The organism is Neobacillus sp. PVCKKU3 (assembly GCF_058323225.1).
In genome coordinates this window covers 36,308-54,403 of the sequence record NZ_JBLVQN010000029.1, presented here as the reverse complement: position 1 = coordinate 54,403, position 18,096 = coordinate 36,308, and the positions used below count along the sequence as shown (strand labels likewise).

The 18,096-nt window shown below is 38.2% G+C and carries 20 protein-coding genes; 10 read left to right on the top strand and 10 right to left on the bottom strand.

Annotated elements, in window-relative coordinates:
• Positions 1-109: 109 nt before the first annotated feature.
• From ACNQGS_RS18890 to ACNQGS_RS18880, 3 genes are all read right to left on the bottom strand, one after another.
• On the bottom strand, positions 110-2,317 hold the full coding sequence (locus tag ACNQGS_RS18890; RefSeq protein ID WP_491488693.1) for a glycoside hydrolase family 3 protein: 2,208 nt from the start codon (positions 2,315-2,317) through the stop codon (positions 110-112).
• Positions 2,318-2,716: 399 nt separating this feature from the next.
• A complete protein-coding gene (locus ACNQGS_RS18885; protein ID WP_491488692.1) occupies positions 2,717-2,899 on the bottom strand; it encodes a hypothetical protein in 183 nt (60 codons plus the stop codon).
• Positions 2,900-3,242: 343 nt separating this feature from the next.
• The gene (locus ACNQGS_RS18880) at positions 3,243-3,524 is read right to left on the bottom strand and encodes a hypothetical protein (protein WP_491488691.1); all 282 of its coding nucleotides are present in this window, start codon (positions 3,522-3,524) and stop codon (positions 3,243-3,245) included.
• 285 nt (positions 3,525-3,809) lie between these two features.
• On the opposite strand from ACNQGS_RS18880, the gene ACNQGS_RS18875 reads away from it, so the two are divergent.
• Entirely contained in the window at positions 3,810-4,370 is a 561-nt protein-coding gene (locus ACNQGS_RS18875; RefSeq protein ID WP_491488690.1) for a hypothetical protein, read from the top strand.
• A gap of 382 nt (positions 4,371-4,752) precedes the next feature.
• On the opposite strand, the gene ACNQGS_RS18870 is transcribed toward ACNQGS_RS18875, so the two are convergent.
• A complete protein-coding gene (locus ACNQGS_RS18870) occupies positions 4,753-4,968 on the bottom strand; it encodes a hypothetical protein (protein WP_491488689.1) in 216 nt (71 codons plus the stop codon).
• Between the two features lie 268 nt (positions 4,969-5,236).
• Here ACNQGS_RS18870 and ACNQGS_RS18865 point away from each other — a divergent pair, with 268 nt between their 5' ends.
• Complete coding sequence (locus ACNQGS_RS18865) at positions 5,237-6,286, top strand: DUF3231 family protein (protein ID WP_491488688.1); 1,050 nt, start codon at positions 5,237-5,239, stop codon at positions 6,284-6,286.
• A 76-nt stretch (positions 6,287-6,362) separates the two neighbouring features.
• Here ACNQGS_RS18865 and ACNQGS_RS18860 read toward each other — a convergent pair whose 3' ends face one another.
• Complete coding sequence (locus tag ACNQGS_RS18860; RefSeq protein ID WP_491488687.1) at positions 6,363-7,202, bottom strand: S1 family peptidase; 840 nt, start codon at positions 7,200-7,202, stop codon at positions 6,363-6,365.
• 119 nt (positions 7,203-7,321) lie between these two features.
• Here ACNQGS_RS18860 and ACNQGS_RS18855 point away from each other — a divergent pair, with 119 nt between their 5' ends.
• Complete coding sequence (locus ACNQGS_RS18855) at positions 7,322-7,798, top strand: hypothetical protein (protein WP_491488686.1); 477 nt, start codon at positions 7,322-7,324, stop codon at positions 7,796-7,798.
• A gap of 95 nt (positions 7,799-7,893) precedes the next feature.
• Here the strand turns inward: ACNQGS_RS18855 and ACNQGS_RS18850 are convergent, their stop codons facing one another.
• Complete coding sequence (locus ACNQGS_RS18850) at positions 7,894-8,334, bottom strand: YaiI/YqxD family protein (RefSeq protein WP_491488685.1); 441 nt, start codon at positions 8,332-8,334, stop codon at positions 7,894-7,896.
• Position 8,335: 1 nt separating this feature from the next.
• Complete coding sequence (locus tag ACNQGS_RS18845; RefSeq protein WP_491488684.1) at positions 8,336-9,172, bottom strand: MerR family transcriptional regulator; 837 nt, start codon at positions 9,170-9,172, stop codon at positions 8,336-8,338.
• 123 nt (positions 9,173-9,295) lie between these two features.
• Between ACNQGS_RS18845 and norA the strand changes: the two genes are divergently transcribed.
• Positions 9,296-10,489, top strand: a complete 1,194-nt coding sequence (norA, locus tag ACNQGS_RS18840; protein ID WP_491488683.1) for a multidrug efflux MFS transporter NorA — start codon at positions 9,296-9,298, stop codon at positions 10,487-10,489.
• Positions 10,490-10,560: 71 nt separating this feature from the next.
• Here norA and ACNQGS_RS18835 read toward each other — a convergent pair whose 3' ends face one another.
• The 3 genes from ACNQGS_RS18835 to ACNQGS_RS18825 all read right to left on the bottom strand — a co-directional run bounded on the left by ACNQGS_RS18835 (position 10,561) and on the right by ACNQGS_RS18825 (position 12,943).
• Positions 10,561-10,857 (bottom strand): hypothetical protein, encoded by a 297-nt coding sequence (locus ACNQGS_RS18835; RefSeq protein ID WP_491488682.1) that lies wholly within the window; start codon positions 10,855-10,857, stop codon positions 10,561-10,563.
• A gap of 450 nt (positions 10,858-11,307) precedes the next feature.
• Positions 11,308-11,991 (bottom strand): hypothetical protein, encoded by a 684-nt coding sequence (locus ACNQGS_RS18830; RefSeq protein ID WP_491488681.1) that lies wholly within the window; start codon positions 11,989-11,991, stop codon positions 11,308-11,310.
• Between the two features lie 163 nt (positions 11,992-12,154).
• Complete coding sequence (locus ACNQGS_RS18825; protein WP_491488680.1) at positions 12,155-12,943, bottom strand: TrmB family transcriptional regulator; 789 nt, start codon at positions 12,941-12,943, stop codon at positions 12,155-12,157.
• A 111-nt stretch (positions 12,944-13,054) separates the two neighbouring features.
• On the opposite strand from ACNQGS_RS18825, the gene ACNQGS_RS18820 reads away from it, so the two are divergent.
• The 6 genes from ACNQGS_RS18820 to ACNQGS_RS18795 all read left to right on the top strand — a co-directional run bounded on the left by ACNQGS_RS18820 (position 13,055) and on the right by ACNQGS_RS18795 (position 18,083).
• Positions 13,055-13,822, top strand: coding sequence for a TSUP family transporter (locus ACNQGS_RS18820; protein ID WP_491488679.1), 768 nt, complete (start codon positions 13,055-13,057; stop codon positions 13,820-13,822).
• Between the two features lie 426 nt (positions 13,823-14,248).
• A complete protein-coding gene (locus tag ACNQGS_RS18815) occupies positions 14,249-14,701 on the top strand; it encodes a GNAT family N-acetyltransferase (RefSeq protein ID WP_491488678.1) in 453 nt (150 codons plus the stop codon).
• Between the two features lie 224 nt (positions 14,702-14,925).
• The gene (locus ACNQGS_RS18810; RefSeq protein WP_491488677.1) at positions 14,926-15,195 is read left to right on the top strand and encodes a CD3324 family protein; all 270 of its coding nucleotides are present in this window, start codon (positions 14,926-14,928) and stop codon (positions 15,193-15,195) included.
• Between the two features lie 144 nt (positions 15,196-15,339).
• Entirely contained in the window at positions 15,340-15,990 is a 651-nt protein-coding gene (locus ACNQGS_RS18805) for a FusB/FusC family EF-G-binding protein (protein WP_491488676.1), read from the top strand.
• A 151-nt stretch (positions 15,991-16,141) separates the two neighbouring features.
• Positions 16,142-16,957, top strand: coding sequence for a lipid II flippase Amj family protein (locus ACNQGS_RS18800; RefSeq protein ID WP_491488675.1), 816 nt, complete (start codon positions 16,142-16,144; stop codon positions 16,955-16,957).
• A gap of 265 nt (positions 16,958-17,222) precedes the next feature.
• Positions 17,223-18,083 carry a hypothetical protein gene (locus tag ACNQGS_RS18795; protein ID WP_491488674.1) on the top strand — a complete coding sequence of 287 codons (861 nt, stop codon included), beginning with the start codon at positions 17,223-17,225 and terminating at the stop codon, positions 18,081-18,083.
• The last annotated feature ends 13 nt before the right edge of the window (positions 18,084-18,096 follow it).

The window sequence follows — 18,096 nt, the reverse complement described above, 5'->3', positions numbered from 1 at the left end:
ATTATGAAAAACTTTTTTAAACTTTTTAAGAATATCATAAAAGAGAAAAGGATTGAGCCCGTATAATACAGAATTCAATCCTTTTTTAACTATATTAATCAATCTGCTATTAGGAAACGACTACCGTGGCTTTGAAAGGAGTATCTTCGCTGGAGGTACCAAGGTATACCGTGTATTCACCGGGCTTCACTACAAAGTCATGTTCACAGTAGTCCCACACACTCATCGGATGATTCGTCGTGGACGGATCAATTGTAATGCTAACCTCCTGTGACTGCTCCGGCTCTAGAAAGACCTTCTGGAACCCGACCAGGCGCTTAGGCGGCTGCCCTGTGACGGGAATGCCCAAATAAACCTGGACGACCTCGGCACCTGCGACCTTCCCTGTATTGGTTACGGTTACCTTCACTGTGATTGGTGCTTTGCCATCCGAATGGGTTGGGGTTACCGAGAATCCGGAAAGTTCAAATGATGTGTAGGACAAGCCAAAGCCGAACGGAAATAGTGGCTTGATACCCTGAGCCTGGAACCAGCGGTACCCCATGTTGAGCCCCTCGGAGTAACGAATAACCGGGAAGCCATTGCCTTCGTCGGTGCCGGGATAGCGTTCAGGGTGGCCGGTGTATAAAAGATCATCCTCGGACGCTGCGTAGGTAGTAGGAACCTTGCCAGATGGATTAACAACGCCGAAAAGCAGGTCGGCGACGACATGTCCATCCTCAGTACCTTGATTCCATGCTTCCAGAATCGCCGGAGCTTTGTTGATCCATGGCATCATCACGGGGCTGCTGTCTTTCATGACCAGAACTGTTTGCGGGTTGACTTCCAGAAGTTCGTCAAGCATGCGATTCTGATCGTTTAGCATGTTTGGACTTGGCAAATCGGCACCCTCGGATGCAACTAAGCCAGCCATCAGGATAACCAGGTCGGCTTCTTTGGCGGCAGACTTCGCCTCTTCCAGGTTCGACAGGTCTTTGGCGACGGTCACCTTGCTGACCTTCGCTTCCGAACCAAGGCCGTGCAAGACTTCCTGCATTCCCTCTACCGGTGGAACTGTGTAAAGCGGGTCAACCTTGGACGAGCCGCCGCCGCCATTACAGGCATCGTCGACAAACTCGGATTGGCCGATGATCACGATGGTGCTGTAAGCTTTCGGGTCAAGCGGCAGCATTCCGCCTTCGTTTTTCAGAAGAACGGCTGTCTGGGAGCCGATTTTCCGGGAGATAGCGCCATGGCCTTTTGCGTCGATTTCGCCTGGGTTGTAAGGACGATCGAACTGGCCGAAACGGAACATCTGGGTAAAGCGGCGAACCAACGCCCGGTCGACGGTCTGAATCTCGAGACTCGTGTCCTCGAGCGCATTCTTTACGTTAGTCTCGTTACACCACTTGGCATCTGGCATTTCATGGTCCATGCCTGCGGTCAGCGACGCGGCAGTGGAGCGGCAGGACCAGAAATCGGACTGCACGTAGCCCTGGAAACCCCACTCATCCCGGAGAATGTCATTGAGTAAGTAGCGGTTCTCGGTGGCGTAAGTGCCACGAACCCGGTTGTATGCGCTCATGATCGCTGCAAGGTCCGCGTCTTTAACCAGCATTTCAAATGGCAGCAGGTAGAGCTCGCGGAGCACGTGCTCATCCACTTCGACACTGGCACGGAAGCGCTCATACTCCTGATCGTTGACTACATAATGCTTGCCCATGGCAATAACGTTGTGCGCCTGAATCGCCTTGGCTACCTGAACACCCATCACTCCTGACAGGTATGGATCTTCAGAGAAGTACTCGAAGTTGCGGCCGGCAATCGGGGTTCGGTGCAGACAAACACCTGGTCCTTCGAGCACGTGCTGGCCCAGCGTCGCGGTCTCTGAACCGATGATGTCCCCGTACTCACGGGCAAGCTCAGGATCAAAACCGGCAGCCAGACCAATGGTCATCGGTAATGCAGTAGCGGGCGGGCTCGGGTGTCCGTCACCCATGCCCACACCCACTGGACCGTTGGTAATCCGAAAGCGAGGGATACCTAACTCTTCGATACCCTTTACATGGCGCTGCACTTGTATCTGGGCCATGAGCTTGTCATATTCCTCAGGGCTCATCGCATTCATATCTTCCATTGATGGTAAGGCGTAGATGTTAATCGTCTCCATTGCTCCGTGAAGCTGGGCAATCTTCTGCTCCAAGGTCATGGCTGCTACGAGCTTCTCGGCACGTTCCCTAGGTGAAAGCGACTGATCCATCCACGGAAACGGACCATTGCCGTAAGAGCTGTGTACCGCCGCATCAAGTTTGGGCTCAAGAGTATGCTCATTATTCATGATAGAACTCTCCTTAAACAATATTTTTGATGCATGGGGACGGTTCTTATGCATCATCTTTTTCTAGTTCTTAAAGAGAAGTGCTTTTGTGGGAACCAGTATGAAACAAAAGGGCCGTCCGAGATCACTGAAATAAACCCTAAACAAGGTTCGGACACTTCCGACCCTTTTCCGGCGATTTTGTCCGAAGGCTGCACAGGTTCGGATACTTCCGAACTTGTTTCTAGCGATTTTGTCCAAAGGCTGCACAGGTTCGGACACTTCCGACCCTTTTCAAGCGTTTTTTGTCCAAAGGTTACATAGATTCGGACCCTTCCGACTCTTTTCAAGCGGTTATTGTCCGAAGGTTACATAGGTTCGGACGGCTTCCGACTCTTTTCAAGCGATTTTGTCCAAAGGTTACATAGGTTCGGCCGCTTCCGTCTCTTTAAGAAGCCACGGTAGAGAGAGTTTCGCAGTGATCTTGAACTGTCCCCATGAACCTACATAAACCTCGCACGTCTCCATAATCTTTACCATTTTCCAATTGATATATGTATTAGGCAAAACGACAACTGTTGGACTTTTTACACACCATTCCATCACTTAATACTCATTATTTACCCTGTACTGAAAAGTAAATTAAAAAATCAATACATCTGAAAAGAAGGGTTCCTCTAATGATGAGATTGGAATGGCAGAAGGGCTTTAAATTACATCTAATACTGGAATCTTTGAATTCTTTGGGATTAAGCCAGTAGGCCCATTTGCTATTTGGACGTGTTGGTTCACTCAATGAGGAAGCATATAAAGGGATGTTAAAAGAAGTTGAAGGAAAAGATTGTTTATTTATTTTCGCAGCACGCTTTAGCTTTAGTTAAATAAATATTTTGGCTCCCAAATAGGGAGCCGTCCTATTATCTTAAAAGAAGAAATTTATGAATCGTTACTTATTCTTTATTTCATTGTAAAGTGCAACAATAACATCAATGTTATTATCAATAAAATTTAGTCGCTCTCTTGAAACCTGTGACCACTCGCTAGATAGATGGCTTGCCGATAAAATATGTCTGATGCTAAATGTATAGGTGTGATGCAATTCTGAAATCAGAAAGCTGATGCCTGCATGTTGGTCCTTACTCACAATGCTTTCTACATCCTTCTTTAACCAATCTGGAGCTACCTCAACAGATTTCTTTAAAAGTAGTTCATACTCTTCATTAAACATGATTTTTCTCCTTAATATAAGTTTTCATCATGCTTTTTATCATACAATATCTAGACTCATATTGCTAATGGCGTGGTCAATTGGGATTATGGTTTGGTTCCTTTCATTACGGGCACCGGATATGTAAAGTATTTTGTTAATGTGGATAGATACCCTATGAAAAGAAAACTATTTTAGGTTGCTTTTTTTGCTGACCTTTAAGGCTAAAATGATGCATGAGAACCGTCCCCATGCCTCATCTTAAGAATAATAAATTTGTACGAGGTTTATTGGAGGAAATATCTTATGAAAAAAATACTATCAGTTTTCTTAACAATAGGATTATTAACTGGTTGTGGTAAGTCAGCAACAGAAGAGGAGAGCTCAGAGCAACCAAAGAAAGAAAAAGTAGAAATGAAAAATGAAAAGATAAACGTGGTTAAAGAGGAAAAACCAGGAGAACCAGTAGAACAAAATAAACAAACACCTAATAATAATCAAACTAAACAACCAGAGCAAGAAGAAAATAAGAAAATTGAACAAACACCACGAACTCAAAAACCTAAAAATCAACCTGTAGAACAGCCAAAACTACAAGTAGAACAAACTCGACAAACAGAACAAAAACCGAATGTAGAACAGCCGCAGCCACAGGTAATAGAACAACATCCCGCACAACCTGCTCCAATTGAAAAGCCAGTAGAACATGAGCCGGTAGTTCCTCAAAAGACCCAACAACAACTATTTAAAGAATATGTAGATAGTGGTCATTGGACATTAACAACTAATACAGACTATCTCAATAGTCATAAACTTTATGTATACGGTGTAGAAAGCGCCGAAGAAAACTTCGTAGGTAACATGTAAAAAGGTATATCGAGCAAAACATTGCAGACAAACCAGTGACAGTAACAATCTATCAGGTAGGAAACGGAATAAAAACCTATAAATTCTCTTGGTGATGCATGGGGACGGTTCTCGTGCATCATCTTGTACTAGTTCTTATAGAGGATTGCTCCTGTCCAAACCAAAATGAAACATTACAATAGAACAGTCCCCATAAAAGCTTCAAAAACCTGGCATGTCCCCATAAAAGCTTCAAAAACCTGGCATGTCGCCATAGTTTTACCATTTTCTAATTGATTTATGTATTATTTTGAGAATTTCAATACACTTGAATTACTACTTAATTCTTTGTTTCATTGTAAAGTGCAACAATAATATCAATGTTATTATCAATAAAATTCAGTCACTCTCTTGAAACCTGTGACCACTCACTAGATAAATGGCTTGCCGATAAAATATGTCTGATGCTAAATGTATAGGTGTGATGCAATTCTGAAATGAGATAGCTGATGCCTGCATGAGGGTCCTTACTCACAATGCTTTCGACATCCTTCTTTAACCAATCGGGAGCTACCTCAACAGATTTCTTTAAAAGCAATTCATACTCTTCATTAAGCATGACTTTTCTCCTTATATAAGTTTTCATCATGCTTTTTATCATAAAATATCTAGTGTCATATTGCTAATGCGTTGATACCCTATGAAAAGACAACTATTTTAGGTTGTCTTTTTTGGCTGACCTTTAATGCTAAAATGATGCATGAGAACCGTCCCCATGCCTCTGAGAACCGTCCCCATGCCTCACCCATCCTCATCTAGGAAAAGTTTGTTGGAATTAAATTATTTTCTAATGGAAATCATAACGATAAAGCGGGAGGGAATTAATGATGACCACGGATAAAGATTTAAATCCAATGAATGTAATGAAACCACTAAATTTAAATCCCAAAATATTAGGTGAGACAAAACCATTTACTACTTTTGAAGTTGGTAAACTTTGGGCTACCTATATGGGTAACAGCATGTCCATTCAAATCTTAAGTTATTTCCATCAACATTGTGACGATGAAGATATTAGGGTGCTATTGGAAAATGGTTTAGCTTTATCAAAGGATTTCATGCAGAGGATAGAAGGATTTTTTAATAACGAAAATTTTCCGATCCCAAATGGATTTACTAAAGATGATGTAAATCTTGGTGCCCCCCGTTTATACGCAGATGAATTTTATGTTCACTATTTAAAATATGCTGCTAAGGCAGGTTTGAGCCTTTATGCAGTTGCAGTTCCATTAGTAATGAGGGAGGATATAAGGGAGTTTTTTGTTTATTGTAATCAATGTACTACCGTCCTATTAGGGCAAGTTAATGATGTTTTAATGGGAAAAAAGTTCATTGCAGAACCTCCCATCATTCCTACACCGGTTGGTATAGAAAAAATTGATAAACAAAGTTACTTAAATGGCTTTATTGGTGATGTCCGACCATTACAGGCATTAGAAATCATCCATCTTTGGGATAACATTGAGAATAACACAACAAGTTTGGCATTATTATTGGGATTTCATCAAATAGTTCAAGATGAAAAGATAAAGGCTTTATTTAAACGAGGTTTAACCATGACTGATAAAGCGGTAAAGCAATATCAGGAAAAACTTCACGTTGAACACTTACCATCACCTGCGTACCTAAATCATTTGGTAACATCATCTACATATCCGCCGTTTTCTGATAAAATCATGCTATTTCATAAAGTTGACATGTTTGCGATGAAGATCAGGTCATTCGGAAACTCACTAGCGGTAACGGCAAGAAGAGATATAGATGTGTTGTATGCAAGAACGCTAATAAACATAGGCTTATTTGTTGACGACGGTATGAATATCTTAATTGATAAAAGTTGGTTGGAATCACCTCCAACAGCGTATGATAGGGTTTAAGATGCACGGGGACGGTTCTCGTGCATCATTAAATTTGGATTCAGTAGTACTGAAGTTCAATATTGGTTACACTCCATCAGAACTGTTCCTCCAGCTTATTGTCTTCATTAATTTTTTCCACAATCTGCTGAATGTAATAGGAGGGAACGGCTGCACCAATGATTTCTTTAGTGTCAATTTCCGGGTTTTGCAATGTCGCAAAAATGACTCCGATAACTTTGCCATCCTGATTAATTACTGGACTGCCGCTATTTCCTTTATAGATCGGTGCCTCAATCATCATAACGGGAATATCCAATCCGTTCACGAGAACCGGGCTAATGAAGGTTCCTTCATTGGCAATCTGTGTAAAAGCTAACGGGTTGCCGATAAAAAGTATTTTCTGGCCTGCCCATTTCTCCCAGTCTTTTTCAGCGGCAACCGGCAGGAGGGGCAGTTTTTTTGCCTTCTCAATGTCAACAATGGCAAGGTCCCATTCCGGCCGTTTGGCAATGACCTTACCCGCAAAGGAATCACCGTTGCTAAAATGAACATTTACTCGATTTGATTTTTCAACAACATGTTCATTTGTTACAATTAAACCATTTTGAGCGATATTAAAGCCTGTTCCTTTAACACCATCCCATTCCAAGGTGACGACTGCTTTTTTGTATTCTTTCACTTCCTGTTTCTTCGAAAGCTGATTGGACACCTTGACAAAACGAATGGCAGGCAGATTAAAGACATCAAACCACATCCCTAATCCGCTGATTAACATGGCAAACACCAATAGTAAACTTACGATTTTAGCAGCAATTTTTCTTCGCTTTTTCCGCTTTGCTTTATCCTTTTCCCATTCCATTGCCTCTTCTTCTTCTGTTAAAAAAGCTTCCCAATCCGGCTGTTCTTCATGAAAATCCTGATTTTCCTTGTCCATGTGGATCCTCCATAAAAAGGTTCGGTATATTCCTATTATAGCGGTTTGCCTATGAAAAATGGCATTAAGAATGGTTTCACGTTACAATAGATTGGAATGAAAGAACGAGGAGAATGAACATGAATAGGAAAGAGATCGAAGACGCAAAAGTCGAATTAAACCGTGTAAAGGAACAAAATCAGGAGTTATTCCAAGCCATTGTTGAACCCGGGTTACATAGCAAAGTTCAGGAATTTTTAGATAGCTTTGAGAATTATTTTCGTGAAAGGGGCTTTGTGATTCGAAAAAGGAACGATAAGGTTAGAGTTTCTTTCGATGATCTTCATCTAAAAGCTTTTTCGGACGGTGGTCGGGATATATTTATCATGAGAGGAAAAGAGCAGATTGCCTCTGTAACCGTTAAATTTATTGGCGAAGGTAAGAAGGGTATTCAGAGCCAAATGGATGATTCGTTGGACCAGCTGGAAAAAGAATTGGAAAAAGAAAAATCATTTACAAATAACCTGAGAAATCCCGTATTTTATTACACCGGAAGGGATTTTGGCTATAAATACGAAACTCCATTATCCGTTCTTGATAGCATTTTTGGGATATGATTAGCTGAAACCTTGAAATAAGAGAACAAGATAGAGATGAATGTAAAAGGACAATAGTCGTATGAAACTGTTGTCCTTTCACTGACGGTTCCTTATTAATGTGAAATCACTCTTTTAAAAAGCACCCTAAACTTCTCTCTATCTTCAGATGTAAAAGGTTTTGGTCCCTTTGTACGCTTTCCACTTTTTCGAGCCATTGCACTTAAATAACGTGCTTGAAGTAATTGGTCAATATTTTCATTTGTATAGCTATACCCGGTATGGTGAAGGACCGTACACCCTTTTGCTAAACCGAGTGAAGCAAGACCATAATCTTGCGTAATAATGATATCTCCTTTTTCTGCTAACTTCATAATCCGATAATCCGCAGCATCTGCTCCAGAATCAACATAAATTGTTTCCACTCCTGCTGGTTTTTCCGCATTAGAAAAATGTGAAAAGCTCGTAACAAGGATCACAGGAATATCAGCCTTCGTACCTTCAGAGATAATAATATCTTTTACCGGACAAGCATCTGCATCAACATATATTTTCATCTTATCCTCCAGAGTTTTGTTCCACTTGTATCATAATTTTGGTCACATAATGTTCCTTATCATTCATTACAACTGTATCATAAATATATTCTTCAAAAACATACTCTCCTAAGGCTAAATGTAAACGCTCCATTTCTGAAAAAAGCCGCTTATAGGTTTTATGTAATGTTTTCTCATCCCCAATATGATACCCAATAAGAAAATTACCTTTCACAGCCTGGAAATAGGGATATCCAACCTTTGGATGGGGCTGCTCAATATATAAAAAGCTATAATTAGAGAATTCTCCCTTCATTACATGCTCCCGTTTTGTTATACCGCCTATTGGATATCCTGAATCAAGTTGGGATATGTTCAATTCATTAATAAAATCCGAAATAACCTCTACAAATTCTTCATCCGTTATATTTTCAATGTTTTTACTTAGATAAAGTGTTGCTTCTGGTAATTGTTTAAGCGTCATTTGTTGAAAATCAAGGTGCGACGCTTCTTCCATTAATGCTATTTTAGCATCGATCATTTTTTCCTTCATTTCAATCTCCTGACGCTTTTTTACAATCTCTTGTTTTTGTTGATACATTAACGATAAAAAACTTTCAGGCGACTTATTATTCATGTATTGTTGAATATCATTTAGCGACATACCAAGATCCTTTAATAAATCAATAACAAAAAATAGCTCTATTTGGTGAATGGAGTAAAAACGATAGCCTTTTTCATTTTTCCATAGGGGAGACAACAGTCCAATTTGATCATAATAAAAGAGTGTCTGTTTGTTTACTTTACAAAGCTTCGCAAATTCCCCAGTAGTTAAATACTTGCCATTTTTTTTATCCATTTTTTACAGCACCGCCCTTGACTATATAGTAACTATATACACTAGGATGGGAATTGTAAACAAATGATGGTAAACAAAATGAAGTGGTTTGCTGTAGTTAGTTTTGTTAAGGAGAATGTAAAAGTGAAGAATAATAAGGTCACCTTGGGATTATTATTAATGAATTTATTCATCGCCTTTTTGGGAATTGGTCTTGTCATTCCAGTTTTACCGACATTGATGAATGAATTAGACATAACTGGAACAACAGTTGGTTATTTAACAGCGTCGTTTGCTATTGCTCAATTGATTGTTTCGCCATTTGCAGGGAAAGCGGCAGACATTTGGGGTCGGAAAATTATGATTGTAATTGGCTTATTTATTTTTGGCATCTCAGAATTTTTATTTGGGATCGGCAAAGACATTCAAATGCTAATGATTTCTCGTCTTTTAGGCGGAATTAGTGCTGCGTTCATCATGCCAGCTGTGACAGCTTTTATTGCTGATATTACAAATTTGGATACTCGTCCGAAGGCATTAGGCTATATGTCTGCCGCGATTAGTACAGGATTTATTATTGGGCCAGGTATTGGTGGATTTTTAGCGGAATTTGGAACACGTATGCCATTCTTCTTTGCAGGAGCACTGGGAACTATTGCAGCTACACTTTCTATCCTTTTATTATCTGAACCTAATCGTAATGAAGATAATCATAAACAAGTCAGAGATGGTAAGGTTGGTTTCAAACGTATAATGGACCTAAAATTATTCCTTGCGTTTCTGTTAATTTTTATTGCCTCATTTGGTTTAGCGGCTTTTGAATCGTTCTTTAGTCTATTTGTGGACCACAAATTTCAGTTTAAACCATCCGATATTGCAATAGTCATCACGGGTGGCGCTGTCCTTGGTGCAGTTTCACAAGTCGTCTTATTTGATAGGCTGACACGAATCTGGGGTGAAATTAAACTGATTCAATATAGCCTCATTTTATCAGCCATACTTGTCTTTTTAATGACGGTTGTTCATTCCTATTTCTCTATTTTACTTGTTACATTTCTTGTTTTTGTTGGATTCGATATATTCCGTCCGGCAGTTACCTCATATCTTTCAAATATCGCCGGGAACGAACAAGGTTTTGTTGGTGGAATGAACTCTATGTTTACAAGTTTAGCGAACATAAGTGGACCCATTCTAGGGGGGATGTTATTTGATATCGATATCAACTACCCATACTATTTTGCGACGTTGATATTATCGTTGGGAATAGTTCTTACATTATTTTGGAAGAAGCAAGCTGATAATTCTTCAAAAGAAGTGAAGGCTAGGGTAGCTAATTAATCAAATTGAAAGGAACTTTATAAGGAAATTATTTTGTTTTCGGTTGTGGCTATATAGAAGTGAGGCATTAATCATGATAAAAATTGTGGCTGGGTAGGGGCGAATGATATAATAAAGGTGTACAGCTGCATAGCGGGGTGAGCAGTGGCCGTGAACTTTCTTTTGTGGAAGGTGGTGGTATTAACCGACTTCCTCTGAAGGGGGGTGAGGCCGCTGATGGTTACTTTTGTTGAAGCAATGACTCTGATGTTTGGATTTGGAATGTTTATTCTAACATTTATCTCAGTGTTAATCGCTCTCTTCAAAAAGAAGTAACCTTCCCCCCGCACCTGCCAGTGTAAAAGGGTAATGGTTACTTCTTTGCTCATAATATAGCTTGGCGGTCACTGCACTTCATGCAGTGTGGCTGTATATTAGGGATGCTAGTTGGCGCTAGTATCCCTTTTTTTATGCTATGCTGTATACCTTTATTATATGCAACAAATTGGTATTTTACAAATAAAAAAGAGTATCTGTGGGAGTTCCCGGATTGGAATAGGCAAAGCCTCTATGCTAATTCCGTATCCAGAATCAATAGGGTCCTCACTTATCTTTTGGGGGATTAGGTTAAGCAACCGAGCTGATAAATAGACGGAAAAATTCCGCTAAATTAGTAATTTATATTAAAAAAGGCTGAAATAGACGGAGAGATTCCACCTATTGACCCGAAAAATTCAAAAATGGGGGATTTTGCTGTGCATAAACGGAAAAACTTCCCTTATTTCCCTCGAAACAAGCTTCATTCTGGATTTAACCGGAAATTCTCCGCTTAAGGTTGCTCACTCAACATTTTTTAGACTATCGACGATTTTTACGGCTTCCTTAATGGGACCTTTATAAAAAAATTTATAAACAAATCCATCACCTGAATCCCAAGCAATGTTTGTATATGCATCAAGCCTCGTGCCAATAACGGAAATATAGCCTTCATGAATGCCTTTGTTTTTTAGCCAATTGACTTTCTTCATCGCTTCAAACAAGTCATCTGCCTGCTGATACGGCTCATCTCCATTATCCCCATCAAAATGCATAGCCCACGGTCCGCGCTTTGCGTAAATGACCGATCTAATCCACGGCTGTATCCATAATTTAGCACCGTCCTTCTTTTTGTAAAAGACTAAACCACTCAGTCGTTCGCCAGGTATCATAGTTCCAACGTTTCCAGATAGGTCGCCGATTCGATTTGACTCAGGTGAATGATATAATACGGGATCATTTGCTCGATAAGGTTTAGCCGTGGATACAAAATAAATCGTGTACCCATTTTCATAAGCTTTAACAATAACAGAAGTATGTTTTTTTGCCTTTTGACCCTTCCAATAGGTAGGCAATAAAACTGGGACATTAGTATGTTCTGCGAGCCCACTTACGATTGGTCGTAAAAATGGTACGACTTTTGGCGGCTTCTCCAATGCGGTAAGAAACATGATACAAATAAGAGATAGTAGCGTAAGCTTTTTCAATAAAAAACCCTCTTTGTACACATTTTTTATCATTATTCGCATTATGAGAATGATTTATTTATAGTAATATTTAAAGCTTATTTCATTGCCAGTCGTGTATGGTTGTATTTTCTTAATGATAAGTGATTGATTGCCTATTTCTTTGAGGAAAGGGGCATTCCCTTTATTTTTCCATAAAAAAGGCTTTCCGCTCAGTGGTAATCCAATTGTCCAGATCGTCTTGGCTGCGTCGGACAAGTCGGTTTACTAGCACATCGTGCCACACATAATCCTCTAATAAATAAATATGGACAGGGTCATTTGTATAAAAAGCAACACTACGCTCCTCAATGGATGGTCCATAAATCATCTCGGTAGAATCAATGGATAAAATAAACCAACGCTCTGTAGAAGGGGTTTCAGTAAAAGTTGTAATGCGATGGCTTTCTAGATTTTTAATAGGATTTTCAACATGTAATGTAATACCATGTAGCTTGACTTGATCAGCCGCCGCCGCAGCCAGTTCTTCTTTCAACACCTCATACATATCGTCCCACATCGAAATAACAATACGACTTTTTGCTTTTTTAATTAATGACTGACAATAGCTTATGATTGTTTTATAGTCCTTTAAAGAAATAACTCGATTGTCCATTTTTTTCGCTGAAGTTTCTAACTTTCTTAATGAATCACTTATTTCTGTATAAGTCGCTTGCCACTCTGATTGAGCTTTCTGCAAAAAAATTTCAACGGGCAAAGGGGAATAACGAGTGGTATCATTAATTACTTCCTTTAAGACAATCCCTTTTTCAACAAGATTACTTAACACTTCATAAATTCGTGCTCTTGGAACACCTGACTCTTTACTGACTTGGTAGGCTGTGACAGGGCCTTGTTTTACAAGGGATAAATAAGATTTAGCTTCGTATTCGTTAAAACCTAATTTTTTGAGCCGTTGCACGATGTCGTCCACTTTTTCTGTCCTCCAATTTTCATTCCTATATTTCAAATTTACAATACCTATTTACAATAAGCAATTGATTAGTTACTATTTTAGTAGTGACTATTAGGAAGGTTGAATGAAATGCATCTTGACTTAGACCCAACGTTATTAATGATTTTGATTCTTTTCGGATTTTTGGCATCATTTATTGATTCCGTTGTAGGGGGCGGCGGCCTGATTGCACTACCTGCATTATTATTTACAGGGCTGAATCCGGCAGGAGCAGTAGCGACCAATAAACTAGCATCAACGATCGGTTCTTTAACGAGTACCTTTATGTTTTATCGTTCTGGTAAACTTGATATTAAGTCAGTTTATAAATTATTTCCGCTCACTTTTATTGGTTCGATGCTTGGTGCGTGGACTGTACATTTGATAAATCCTGAAGTGCTTAAGCCATTGATGCTGGTCATGCTTGCCGCTGTTGCTATTTATACGATTTTTAAGAAAGATTGGGGGAGCATTTCAAGTCCAAAGAAACTGTCCATCCAACATTTTATTATTTTTACGATTGCTATTTTTTCGATTGGTTTCTATGATGGATTCCTTGGCCCTGGGACAGGCTCATTTTTAATTTTTTCTTTTTTATTGGTTGGTTTTGATTTTTTAAAAGCTGCGGGGAACGCAAAGTTTTTAAACTTTGGCAGTAATATTGCCGCGTTGTTCATGTTCATGTTTCTAGGACAAGTAAATTACACGTATGGATTAATCATGGGAGCGGCACAGCTTGCTGGTGCCATTTGCGGCTCAAAATTTGCAATCAAAAAAGGAAGCGGCTATGTTCGTGCATTGTTTATTGCCGTTACCTGCTTATTGCTAGCAAAAAATATTTATGATTATCTTCATTAACTTCAAAAATACTATACTACTTAAAAAGGTACAGTATTTTTGGGCATCTTTTGTTTTTAAAAGTGTATGGAGTACTGACTTCATGCACTTTTTTTATTTTATGGCGTTATTAAAGTATTCTGGAATTTGACCTGGACTTATATGCTACCTTTTGGAGACTATTCTTTTGGGAACCATACTGGATGGTTGGTGGGTTATTTTATTTTTTTTCTGTCAAAAGAATTTAAATCGGTTCAATAATATGGCCCTAAAGTGGCAGAATGAAGCTTAATAGATATAGTTAACCGTTAAATTCACTACTTCCACCACTGGAGTTTAGTGAAAGAAGAATAAAATTAATCTCGAGAATTTAAAGGGAATTATAGAGTTTTATAGAAAATATTTAGAAAAACCCCATACTTATTATAATCTACGAGGTGTATGAAGATGGAATTACAGACAGAAAGACTAAAAATCGTTCCTTGCACAGATGATTTATTATCAACGATTTCACCAGAAGAATACAAAATAGGCACTCATATAAGGATGTTTTTGGAGAAACTTAGAGAGGATTCTACTCAATTAGGTTGGGGTGTTTGGCTAGTTATCAATAAAGAAAACAATACAATTATTGGTGATATTGGATTTAAAGGTAAACCTAATTCAGAGAATACAGTTGAAGTTGGATATGGAATGATCCCTTCAGCACAAAACAAAGGCTATGCGACTGAAGCCGTAAAAGAAATTATTAACTGGGCGTTTACAAATGATCATGTAGATAAAGTAGTTGCTGAGTGCCTACATGATAATATTCCATCCATTAAGGTGTTAGAAAAGTTAAAGATGAATAAAATTGAAACAGTGAATGATATGTTAAAATGGGAATTAAAAAAAAGGTGAGATGAGCTCATTGAATTACGCTATAATTAATTTTTAAAGGGGGTGCGTACAGATGGAGAATCACGTTAGATTGTCTGGTACTTCTTCCACTCATGCAAAGCCTATTATTAGAAAGGCGATACTTTGCATGGGGCGAAACATTTAATTTTATCGCTTAACAAGCTTTTCTAATATTTTGGCTTTGCACCTTATTTTAATCAAAATCAAATAAGGGGCGAGCAAAATTGAAGTATATGAATGCAAGCAAAGTTTTACCCGAAAAGCTAATTGTGGAAATCCAAAAGTATATTCAGGGAGAAACCCTTTATATCCCTAAACAGGAAACGGAGTATCGGAAATGGGGAACTTCAAGTGGCGGAAGACGGCTGCTTGACCGTCGAAATACTGCCATTAGAAATTCTTTTATAAGTGGCACCAGCATCCAGCAACTGGCTGAGGAGTATTATCTTTCACCTGAAACGATTAAGAAAATTGTTTATTCACATAAAAAGTAGGAGAGCAGCACTGGTGAAAATCCTTCATCAGTGCTGTTTTTATGTAAAAAACGTTTCTAAGTCATTTTATCCATTTTTGAAGTTCCATTTATTTTTTATAATAAGTGTAAAGAGACTTCAGCAAAATGAATGGAGATACAAGAGATGACCGAAAAATTTATTAAAAATGAACAATTAAATTATATAAAAAAACAGATTGCTATCATTAAGGACAGTACCAAAAAGAACGTACCCCAAAACGTTTTGGCTGCTGTGATTGACCTAGCCAATGCCAAAATTTCCGACCTATTTCCAAATGCATCATTGGAACAACAAGAAATGTTGGATCTTTCGAGATTGAAAACAGATAAAGAGTATGAACAATATATTCAGCATCTTTCGGACTATTTGCTGCACTTTCCAAAAATCACCGAACAGCAATTGAAAAAAATGTTTCCGAAACATAAAAAATTAAAGATGCCTGATTTATCAAATATAGACCACAGCCAGCTGACCTATTTAAGCTGGAACGACATAAGATCCAATAAAAAATTTATAGTATATGAGCTGGAGGGGAAAATGGTCGGCATTGAATGCGAATTTGCACCGACTAGTAAAAAAAATCTTTGTTCTTTCTGCAATTGCTTTGGTGAGGTTGCCTATTTTTCCACCGTAACAAAAGCGAAAAAACCAAAGAACCCAGATTATTACAAGTCCATCGGAAATCTTATTTGCGCCGATAGCAGAGAATGCAATAAAAAAATAACCAATGTTGAATATTTAACCACTTTTCTAAAAGACTCACAAGGGATGTGAAACTTCACCATTAAAGAGAAGTTATCATATTTGAGCAATGATTAAGATTGAAATACCAAACGAATTAATCCTTCTACTCTCTCTTCTAATAATTTCAAAAGAAAATAATTTAGTTTATAATACGGCTATCATATTTTTTTAGGGGTTATTTATGGAACTCATTTCAGGAAAAGTTATCATTATCTCTCTGTTTTTATTGATTATTACAATGATTGAAACATTAGCTTATTCAACAAGAATTTCAGGAGCAAGGGTAAGATTAATTGCCACTGCTTTATCTTTGTTTAGTACATTGGTGATTGTTTCAAGGTTTTCTACAATGATTCAACAACCTCTTACAGCAAAACTTATTGCAGAGGCCCCTGATGTAAACAAATTGCACTTTATCGAGGAACAGTATAGGATCTTAATAGCTGTGACCTCCATAGGGGTTTTGTTGGGGATACTTTTATTTCCAACATTCATCAATATCTTTTCAAGAGCCATTGTTCAACTTTCAAATCAACGTGGTTCAATCATTGCGCTGTTTGTTCATCAATTTAATCGAAAAGGCTTGAGAAAAGTTTTTATGTGTTTAAGGATGCCGAGATTTGCCTATCTGAAGGGAATTACCTTAAAAACCATTCCAAAACGGCTCTTTGTGATTAATGTCATCATTTCAGCTGTTTTTACAATCGGAGTACTATCTTCTATTTATGCGTCAATGTTAGTTCCTAAAGATTATGCTCAGGCAGCATTGATGTCATCAGGGATTATCAATGGTATAGCTACGATACTTTTGACATTGTTTATTGATCCCAAAGCCTCGGTGTTAGCTGATCGGGTAATGAAAAAGCAAACCGATTACATTTACTTAAAAAGCTATTCTCTGACGATGATAAGCTCTAAATTTTTGGGGACAATTGTGGCTCAACTTCTATTTATCCCTGCAGCATATTATGTAGCTTGGTTTGCTAAGTGGATTTAATAGATCGATTATATTCATTAAATTTAAAAATACTGTCTTCCATAAAGGGATACAGTATTTTTATTTTGCCTTCTATATATTGGAATAGGTATTATTTTAATATGATCGTTTAGTGGAGAATTTCAGACAGGCTGCAATTTGACCAAAAGGGGTTATATAAATGGTGATTGAAAATAAATTGACAAAAAAATTATATCGACGACTGATATTGCGATATTTATTTTTTGGAAATAAAAGCAGTTTGTTTATCCTTCTACTTTATGTTATGTGGTGGAGAATCCTGTACACCATTACAAAAATAGGACAATTGAAAACGAATATTCCGATTTTTATAGGAATCAGCTTTCTGCTATTATTAATGTTTATCCATATTTTTGTTACTTATCGTAAGCTAGTGAAAAGAGAGATAAACGTTAAGCCTGTTTATCCAAACTTTTGGAAATGGACAGTTATTCTCTTTTCACTGGTTACGATGGTTGGAGGATACTATGTTGGCTCAAATGCTGTCAATTTTAACGGGGCATTAGCATGGAAAATCCAGGAGTTGAGAACAGAAACACGTGTAAAGTTAGAGGATAATAATTTTTATACAACAAAGCTAGAGGGAATATTAGATTCTGTAAATGCGAAGATGGAACTTGAACCGTATTTAATGACCAATGACTTAAAAATAGAATTTGATAAGGATGGGACGATCACAGAGATTTATATGTATCTTTACGGGTTTGACCAAAATCGGAAGCTGCAATCAGGATATTTAATCTATTTTGATAAAACAAAGGACAATAAGGTTAAGATCCATAAACAAGATTGGAATGGGGAAGGAACAACAGTTTATGATCCGAATAACGATTTATCGATCGTCATCAATATGCTGAAATGGATACCCGTTAAAGAGGAAGTAAAACGGTGGAATGAAGGACGTTATGCTGTACTGTATAAAGGAATAAGAAACTGGGGGATTACTAGGGATGGGATTCACTATATAGATGAAAAAGGCAAGGCTATTCCTTCCATAGCTGACCCAGGAAACTCAGGACCAACCATCTCCTTATACATTCCAGGCAAGGAGGATATGATTCCTCCACAGCGTTATATATATAAACCATTTTTTCACGAAGAATAAGGTTATATTTTGA